This window comes from Desulfosporosinus sp. Tol-M2 (genome assembly GCF_059735615.1).
This window is the reverse complement of sequence record NZ_JCAIJG010000182.1, coordinates 1-1,885: the sequence shown is the minus strand read 5'-3', so window position 1 is coordinate 1,885 and position 1,885 is coordinate 1. Positions and strand designations below refer to the sequence as shown.

Here is a 1,885-nt window from a genome sequence, read left to right as displayed (position 1 = left end):
GTTCCCACGAAGTGGGAATTTGGGCATCAGCCGGGAACCCGGCTGATAGGCGACGTCGCGAGCGTCAAGCGCGAGCGAGCAAGTCGCCGTGCCCCGGGAACCCGCCACCACGATAGACCGGACGAGTGAGCGCGCGAGCGATGTCCGGCCTATCGTTCCGTGAATTCCCGAAGTCTGGTTACTACATTCATACTCTCTCAGATTTTGGTAATACGCTGTTCTACGACGTATCGTGCCCCCAGACTCAGACAGCGCCATGGACGGCGCTGCCCTGAATAGCTCAACAAAACCTCAAAGTCATTAGAAAATGTTGATGTAGAAATTATTTGCTCACTGCATAAAACACTACTCCGTGATCATTATATGGACCACTGCCAGTCAATAAGTTTTTAATGCTTTCTACTTTTGAAAAACCAATAGGTCTAAATATCTTTTCGACATCCTCTTGATCAAAATAGTGGTTCCAAAACCTATACAGTTGGAAAGAATCATCCTCCCCCATCACTAGATGCTGATCCAGCGTTGCTTTGTTTTCTTTGAAATGGAAGCTTTTGCTTAGACAAATGTATGGGGTAGGCTTCCAAAATCCTCCCTCAGACATATCCCAGGAAGAATTAAAACTTAACCTTTCAATTGTTTCTTCGTCGATTGCGTCAAATAAGAAAATGCCTCCGGGCTTCAAAGCCTTATGAATCATTTTCATCAAGGATATACGTTCTTCTGATACTAATACCCCAAAGTCGCAATAAATCATCATGATGATATCAAATTGGCCCTCGAAGTCCAAATTTAGATAATTGTCGTTGATATATTCAATAGCGGACTGATTCTTCTCACGTTGTTTGATAGCATAATCAATTGAGTTCTTGGAGAAATCAACCCCTGTTACTTTGTGGCCTTTCTTCGACAACCGTTCCGCATATAGTCCGGGCCCACAACCCAAGTCCAAGATTTCCGATCCTGGGCGAATCATCTTGTCAATCATATCAACCGTCTTATCAATGTCCATTGAAGTACGGCTTGCTACTCCGATTTCAGGATTTATATGCGCATCCAATAGAAACTTTGAAATGTGCTTATCTGTCCACATCATATCTGTTCCTTTGTCGTACGGTGTTGGATTACCAATTGATTTAATAATTTTTGTAATGTCCATAAAAATCTCCTTTTAGATTTTATTCACCTCTAATACAACTGAATGAAAAATTACGTAATTTAATTTCATAATTATCGCCCCCCCTCATGATTTTTGGTATTAACATACTCTGATTAAAAATTCACAATCAAATGTATTATGTTTTAGTCGTACATTTATAAGGTTCCATTGCTTCACATTATTCTTGTAAATGTGAAGAAATACCTTCTACTAATTCCTTCGTCCGCGCCAAGGATGGCGCGCCCTTCGCACGATATGTCGTAGAACGTCCAGGTTTTCCCGACGCGCCCCAACCACATGCATCATCCTCCAAGTGTCGGGAAAACCGTGTTCTACGAAGCCGTACGCCCCCGAATTCAGAGGCCGCCACGGATGGCGGCCCCTTGAGCGTCACAAAACCAAAGATATCAATGAAAGTGCTATGGTCAATTCTATGCAAACAATAATCTGCCTCGTGGTTCAGGTACAGACCTTCCCATTAATTTTGCTGTTTCTATCCATTCATCAATAACTACTTCTATATTTTTTAAGACTTCCTGATGTGTTTTTCCATCCGAAGCACATCCTGGCAGTTCTGGCACCTCGGCTATATACGCATCGTCCTCATCACTCCAATAGATAATAATTTCATACTTATGCATCAATACCACCTCCGAGTTTATACTTCAAAATAATCTGTCTTATCTGTTTGACTTGATATGATTTTGCTTTTGCACCATTAGGTTGAAT

Annotated in this window: 2 protein-coding genes; both read right to left on the bottom strand. The window is 41.9% G+C overall.

Annotation, left to right across the window (positions count from 1 at the left end; genetic code table 11):
- Window positions 1-322 precede the first annotated feature (322 nt).
- Window positions 323-1,156: a methyltransferase domain-containing protein gene (locus AC6I5A_RS13540; RefSeq protein ID WP_052168110.1), complete on the bottom strand. Its 834-nt coding sequence runs from the start codon at window positions 1,154-1,156 to the stop codon at window positions 323-325.
- Between the two features lie 431 nt (window positions 1,157-1,587).
- A complete protein-coding gene (locus AC6I5A_RS13535; protein WP_034617120.1) occupies window positions 1,588-1,797 on the bottom strand; it encodes a type II toxin-antitoxin system HicB family antitoxin in 210 nt (69 codons plus the stop codon).
- Between the last annotated feature and the right edge of the window lie 88 nt (window positions 1,798-1,885).

What these genes read in the sequence shown, in the direction of transcription:
- AC6I5A_RS13540 (WP_052168110.1), bottom strand. Translation starts at nt 1,156, where the DNA reads ATGGACATTACAAAAATTATTAAATCAATTGGTAATCCAACACCGTAC.
- AC6I5A_RS13535 (WP_034617120.1), bottom strand. Translation starts at nt 1,797, where the DNA reads ATGCATAAGTATGAAATTATTATCTATTGGAGTGATGAGGACGATGCG.